A 6,696-nucleotide genomic window follows, 5' to 3' on the forward strand; every position below is an offset into this window, starting at 1 on the left:
GGCTTAAGTCGAGCCTTCTTGAAGGATTGAATTAAGCCTGTCGCCCCTAAGCGCTGAAGCTAGATAGTCTTAATTAGATAGAGGGCATATTTTGTATGCCCTCTATCTTTAATAGAATGAATTACGCTTACTTACTTTTGTTCTTTAGCAAGAGCATCTGCCTGTTGTTTAGCAAAGTCTTTCGGCGTAATTTGTTTTCCAAATAGAGCTGTCATTAAATCATGGTGTAATTCAGATACAGCTGGGCTAGATTGAGTATCAAAATAAGTCGTAACGTTTGATGCTTCACTCAAATCCTTCAAGATATCAATATACATTGGAGACAGTTTCAAATTAGATGTGTCTACTTTCGTTGCAGGTATAACACCAGCATCAGTAACTGATTTTTTACCCCATTCTTTCACTAAGAATCCAACAAAATCTTTTGCTTCTTTCTTCACTTTAGAATCCTTCGCTACGAATAAACCAACGCCAGGGCCGCCAACATAACTGTTAATGTCTGTACCTTTACCGCCTTCATAAGTTGGGAATTTAAAGTAGCCGATTTTTTCTTTAAAATCTTGTTTAACATCAGGGCTTGTCGTATAGTTTGGCAATTCCCAAGTAGCGGTTAAGAACATCGCTGCTTTTTCATTCATAAAGTAACCTTTTGCATCTTCATTTGATAAAGCGCTGGCACCTTTTTCAAAGCCGCCCATATCTACTAAGTTTTGAACTTCTTGACCTGCTTTTACAATAGCAGGGTCAGTCATTTTTGCTTTTCCATGAATAACATCTGTTAAAATCGTAGGTCCGCCAATACGATCTGCTAGATACATAAACCAGAAGGATGCTGGCCAGCCATCTTTAGCGCCTACAGTCGCAGGGGTAACCCCGTTTTTCGCTAATGTCTTCACAACATTTTTATATTCTTCAAATGTTTTAGGAACTTCAAGGTTATATTTCTTGAAAATTTCTTTGTTATAAAAAACGTATGAAATGTTTAATTCTAATGGTAAACCATAAGTTTTGCCATTTACCGCATACGATTCTTTTACACCCGGGATAAACGCGTCTTTAAGATCAGGATCGTTATTTACGACATCGTCTAATGGCTCTAACATGTCACCTTGTACGTATGGCTGGATAAATCCATCTGACCATGTCATACCAATATCAGGTAATTCATTGGATGAAGCTAAAACTTTAAGCTTGTCTCTGTATTGATCAGGGCTTAAAATTTCTGTTTCAATTTTTACATCTTTATGCTGTTTTTCATAATCAGCAATGATATTTTTTACAATCGAGAACTGTGCATTTGAACTGCCTTCTGGCCATAAATGCATAAATTTAATGACTTTCTTGTCACCGTTTGAAGCGCTTTCTTCACTAGACGAACTTGATGAAGAACAGCCAGCAAGTGCTAAGGCAGCAAGCATTACCAAGGACATCAAGACTGAAATCGTTTTCTTTTTAAACAATTGTTATTCCCCCTATGACCTTTTATTGTGTGTTTGTTTACATTTATAGCTTAACATTCTGATAGTTTCGAAAATAGGTCACAACGATTAGGAAAAATACCACTATTTTTAGAAAGCCCTTTCATTTCGTAATCATGCCATATATGTATATAACGATAAACACTAAAAAACTTCCAGTTAATATAACTGGAAGCCCTTGTAACCCCGGCTTATCTGTCGCAGCTCCTGCATCTTTTTCCTTCTAGGGTTATAAAACGTAATAAATTGAGTTATTTACTTTTGTTCCTCAGCAAGAGCATCTGCTTGCCGTTTAACAAACTCATTCGGCGTTACTTGTTTTCCAAATAAAGCGGTCATTAATTCATGATGTAAATCGGATACAGCTGGGCTTGCTTGAGTATCGAAATAGGTAGTAACGTTAGATGCTTCGTTTAATTCCTTTAAGATATCCATGTACATTGGAGAAAGCTTCAGTTTGGATGTGTCCACTTTTGTTGCTGGAATGACACCTGCATCTGTGACTGATTTTTTGCCCCATTCTTTTAAAAAGTATCCAACGAAATCTTTTGCTTCTTTCTTAACGCTGGAATCTTTCGCTATGAATAACGCTACGCCGGGTCCCCCGACATAGCTGTTAATATCTGTCCCTTTACCGCCTTCGTATAGCGGGAATTTGAAGTAACCAACTTTATTTTTAAACTCTTGTGGTACATCAGGGCTTGTTGTAAAGGCCGGTAATTGCCAAAGTCCTGTAAGGAACATGGCCGCTTTTTCATACATGAAATACGCTGCGGCATCTTCATATGATAATGTACTTGCTTCTTTTTCAAAACCGCCCATATCAACTAAGCTTTGAACTTCTTCTGCTGCTTTTAAAATAGCAGGGTCATCCATTTTTGATTTTCCATGAATAACATCGGTTAAAATAGTTGGTCCGCCAATACGGTCTGCGAGATACATAAACCAGAAGGATGCTGGCCAGCCGTCCTTTGCTCCTACAATAGCAGGGATCTCTCCATTTTTCGCTAATGTTTTCACGACGTTTTTATACTCTTCAAAGGTTTTGGGAACTTCAAGGTTATATTTCTTGAAAATTTCCTTATTGTAAAAAACGTATGAAGTGTTCAATTCTAATGGCAAGCCAAACGTTTTTCCATTAACAGCATACGATTCCTTTACGCCGGGGATGAAGGCATCTTTAAGCGCTGGATCGTTATTGACGACATCATCTAATGGTTCTAACATGCCACCTTTTACGTATGGCTTAATAAACCCATCTGACCATGTCATCCCAATGTCAGGTAATTCATTCGCTGTCGCTAAAACTTTAAGCTTGTCTCTATATTGATCAGAATTTAAAATTTCAGTTTCAATTTTTACATTTGGATGTTGTTTTTCGTAATCCATAATGATATTTTTCACGATTGAAAACTGGGCATTCGAACTGCCTTCCGGCCATATATGCATGAAATTAATCACTTTCTTATTAGTACTTAAAGCACTTCCTTCACCAGACGAACCGGAAGCAGAACAGCCAGCCATCGTTAACGCAGCAAGCATGACCAAGGATACCAATACTGAAATCATTTTCTTATTAAACAATCGTTATTCCTCCCATGACCTATTATTATCTTGTTTGTCTTGATTGTTTTGATTGATATAGTTGCAAAATAGGTCTTAGGAAAGGGAGCCGGAATTATTGGAAAGCCCTCTCATTATTGTTTTTACGATAGGCGCTAGGTGTTTCTCCTTCCATTTCCTTGAAAATCTTAATAAAATATTTAGCCGTTTTATACCCAGATTCCTCCGCAATATCGGCAATCGGAAGATTAGTAGACATTAATAATTCTTTGGCACGCTGGATTCTTCTTCTAGTCACATATTCACTGAAAGTGAGCTTGACATGATCCTTAAATAAAACGCTTAAATAACTTGGATTTAAATGAACATGGTCTGCAACTTCCTTTTGGGTAAGTTCACTTTTTAGATGATGATTAATATAATCGAGCGCTTCACGAATTGGTACCCGATTGGAAGGATTTTGGGTGTTCACATCAACAAGTTTAGTGTCTACAACTTTTTCAATCATTCCAGCACGTTCTTGTTTCTCTACAGCCTTCAAGGCATCCTCCACTGCTTCAATAAGATTTTTTTTGCTAATTGGTTTTAGTAAATAATTAATCACCCCGAGCCGAAGAGCCTCATGGGCATATTCGAATTCCGAATAGGCAGAAATAACAATAATAACAGGTGACATGTTTTGCTCTTTTATTATTTTCAGGAGCTCTAAACCAGTCATTTCCGGCATACGGATATCTGTTAATAGGATATCAATCTTTTGCTGACGCATGATTTCGATTGTTTCCTCCCCATTAGCGGCCGTGATCATTTGGTATTCCCCTTTTGCCCATGTATCCATTGTCTTCTTAAGTCCTTGCCGGGTTCTTGGTTCATCATCAACTATTAAGATCGTTCGTCTATACAACTTGCTTCTCCTCCATATTGACGGGTATTTCAAAAGAAATGGTTGTACCATTATTTACTTCACTTGAAATCGTCAGGCCTCTTTTTAAATTAGCATGGTAGTATAATAGAAGGCGTTTAAAAACATTGGAAATCGCCATTCCATTTCCTTTTATCGAAGGGCCGCCTCCTTCAGTCATAGAACGTTTTACAACATCTAACTTTTCCTGATTCATTCCAGGACCATCATCATGGACAAGTATTTCGAGGTACTGAGTATCGGCTGAAGGTTGAATCGATACAGTAACCGTACATGGCTTGACCGTATTCCCAGCCCCATGAACGACCGCATTCTCCACCAAAGGCTGGATTAAAAGTTTTGGTATCTTTACATCAACCCACTCTCGAGCAATATCCAATTTCCAATTTAATTGGTCTCCAAAACGCATTTTCATAATGTCCAGATAATCCTCAATATGTTTGATTTCTTCTTTGATGGATACCCAATCGCTATCAGATTGTTTAGTGATGGTATAACGAAATAAGTTGGACATCGCAATGACTAGGTCTGCAAGTTCCTCTTCTTCTTTATCATCAAGTGACCATCTGAGAGCGTCTAATGTATTAAAAAGAAAATGCGGATTGATCTGTGCCTGCAGTGCCTTTAGTTCACTTTGACTGCGAATGATTTCTTTTTGGTAAACCATTTTTATAAGATGATTGGTTTCTTTAACAAGCTGATTATAGGTAATGTTCAATTCGTTGATTTCATTAACAGTTGGGACAGAAGGATTCAAGGATAATGAACCTTCGCTCGCTTTTTGCATCGTTTTTGTCAGTTTAATAATGGGTCTTGTAATGATGGTTGAGAGAAATAATGAACTGCTAAAAAAGATAAAAAACCCTATGATTCCTGAAATAATAATCCCCATTCTCAAGACATTAATCCCTTTAGTAAGCGCTTTAAAGGGTGTTAAAATAATAAGAGTCCATTCGGTATCTTTCGAAGATTGTTTTGTAACCATATAATCCTTATGGTCCAGGGAAATAATCGACTCTTCATTGTTTATAATGGGGGCAGGTGAACCAGTATAGTTTGACAAAATGGGCTTTAAATCTTTGTCTAGTAAAATAGAATATTGGGTAATATCATTATTGTCTTGGTTTGCAAATTGAAAATAGTTATGATAAATCCTAACAAGGAGATATCCGCCCTTACCATAGTCATTCCCCATGAGATTCACTTGTCTAAGGGCTAAAATATAATCTGAATTATGAGGGTCTTCCCCTATCCAAACCAAACGGCCCTTTGCTTCATCTGCCTGCTCGATCCACCGCTTGCCAATGCGGGCAGCTAAACTGGAATCATCATTTGGTAACAAGCGGGTCTGACTTTTCGTAAAAATCTCGAACGAGAAAATCCCTTCCGTATTAGCTTGAATGGTATTAACGGTTCCCTTTGCTTCTTGAAGTTCAGCAAAACTTACTTTACTGCCTAAATATGCTTTTGATAAAATCCCTTGAATTTTATCATTTGTCATGACCAGTTTTGAGGCTGTATTCACTTGTTCATAAAGCGATTCCAATCTTCCATTTGCCTCAATGGCTGTTTGCTGAATTTGCTTTTCTCCATTAGTTTTCAGCATATTGGAAACTTGATTAAAAGTTAAACTGCCAACGATTAATAAAACAATGGCCATGACAATTAAAAAGACGACTAAAATCTGATTTCTCATTGTATTCCATTTTTGTAATTTTGAAAGCATTTGGCCACCTTCTACTTATAGTCCTTTTTTAATATAATCATAACTTATTTTAGTATAAAAATAAGGGCAAACAGCAAAAAAAGGACCAGAAAAATTTAGTAAATTTTGGCCATTTTTTTTACTATCATTATTTCCTTTATGCTAAGTTCAATAGCTCACTCACCGTTACTAGCTGATAACCTTCGGATTTAAGCTCGGAGACAAGCATCTTAACCGCTTGTATGGTTTGAGAACGATCTCCATAGCCGTCATGGAAAATGAAAATACTTCCATTCCTCACACACTCTCTTGAGGCTGATAGAATATGTTCTACCCCGGGCTGCTCCCAGTCTTGAGCCTCTAAATTAAGGGCACCAATCATAGAATATCCCTTACTCTCGACGATCGAAATCGTGTCCTGATTGTAAGCGAGATAAGGCGGGCGGAAGACAACTGGGGATTGTCCTGTCAATTCCCGTATGATTTGCTCATTTGATTCAATTTCAGCTAAACATTCTGCAGGAGTTAACGCAGATAATTTAGGATGGGAATAGGTATGATTGCCGATTTCATGTCCTTGTTCGGCGGCAAGTTTCACAATCTCAGGATAATCATTCATTTGTTCGCCAATCATAAAAAAGGTCGCTTTTCCCTCTGCCTTTTCAAAAATTTCTAACACTTCCGGGGTATAAATAGGGTTTGGCCCATCATCAAAGGTAATGGCTACTGCTTTTTGTGAGGTGGACACTTCGGTAATCATAGTTAGCTCAGTCAAGTGGATTCACTCCTTATAGAAAGTAATTATTTGTGAGGTTTACTGGTCTATTGACTACCCTTGGCATTCTTTTTTCTCCTGCTCGGTCGTCAATAACGTCTATTGACTACCGAGCACTCTTTTTTCAGTCAAGTCCATTAAATTGTGTAAAATTATCAACAATGAAATTTTACGCAACGCTCATAATTATCGTAAGTGGACTACGCTATTTCGAATTTACATTGAGGGGCGGGCATGATAGCCTGGAGGGCAA

Annotated in this window: 5 protein-coding genes; all 5 read right to left on the minus strand. The window is 37.6% G+C overall.

What is annotated here, in order from left to right:
* Positions 1–131: 131 nt before the first annotated feature.
* The 5 genes from M3226_RS22190 to M3226_RS22210 all read right to left on the minus strand — a co-directional run bounded on the left by M3226_RS22190 (position 132) and on the right by M3226_RS22210 (position 6,428).
* Entirely contained in the window at positions 132–1,430 is a 1,299-nt protein-coding gene (locus M3226_RS22190; protein WP_251570754.1) for an extracellular solute-binding protein, read from the minus strand.
* Positions 1,431–1,733: 303 nt separating this feature from the next.
* Positions 1,734–3,047: an extracellular solute-binding protein gene (locus tag M3226_RS22195; RefSeq protein ID WP_251570756.1), complete on the minus strand. Its 1,314-nt coding sequence runs from the start codon at positions 3,045–3,047 to the stop codon at positions 1,734–1,736.
* Positions 3,048–3,156: 109 nt separating this feature from the next.
* Positions 3,157–3,945 carry a response regulator transcription factor gene (locus M3226_RS22200; protein ID WP_251570738.1) on the minus strand — a complete coding sequence of 263 codons (789 nt, stop codon included), beginning with the start codon at positions 3,943–3,945 and terminating at the stop codon, positions 3,157–3,159.
* Positions 3,938–5,689: a sensor histidine kinase gene (locus tag M3226_RS22205; RefSeq protein WP_251570740.1), complete on the minus strand. Its 1,752-nt coding sequence runs from the start codon at positions 5,687–5,689 to the stop codon at positions 3,938–3,940. The genes M3226_RS22200 and M3226_RS22205 overlap by 8 nt, the downstream gene beginning before the upstream one ends.
* A 136-nt stretch (positions 5,690–5,825) precedes the next feature.
* Entirely contained in the window at positions 5,826–6,428 is a 603-nt protein-coding gene (locus tag M3226_RS22210; protein WP_251570758.1) for a polysaccharide deacetylase family protein, read from the minus strand.
* Between the last annotated feature and the right edge of the window lie 268 nt (positions 6,429–6,696).

Source organism: Neobacillus cucumis (genome assembly GCF_023715505.1).

What these genes read in the sequence shown, in the direction of transcription:
- M3226_RS22205 (WP_251570740.1), bottom strand. Translation starts at nt 5,689, where the DNA reads ATGCTTTCAAAATTACAAAAATGGAATACAATGAGAAATCAGATTTTA.
- M3226_RS22195 (WP_251570756.1), bottom strand. Translation starts at nt 3,047, where the DNA reads ATGATTTCAGTATTGGTATCCTTGGTCATGCTTGCTGCGTTAACGATG.
- M3226_RS22190 (WP_251570754.1), bottom strand. Translation starts at nt 1,430, where the DNA reads ATGTCCTTGGTAATGCTTGCTGCCTTAGCACTTGCTGGCTGTTCTTCA.
- M3226_RS22210 (WP_251570758.1), bottom strand. Translation starts at nt 6,428, where the DNA reads ATGATTACCGAAGTGTCCACCTCACAAAAAGCAGTAGCCATTACCTTT.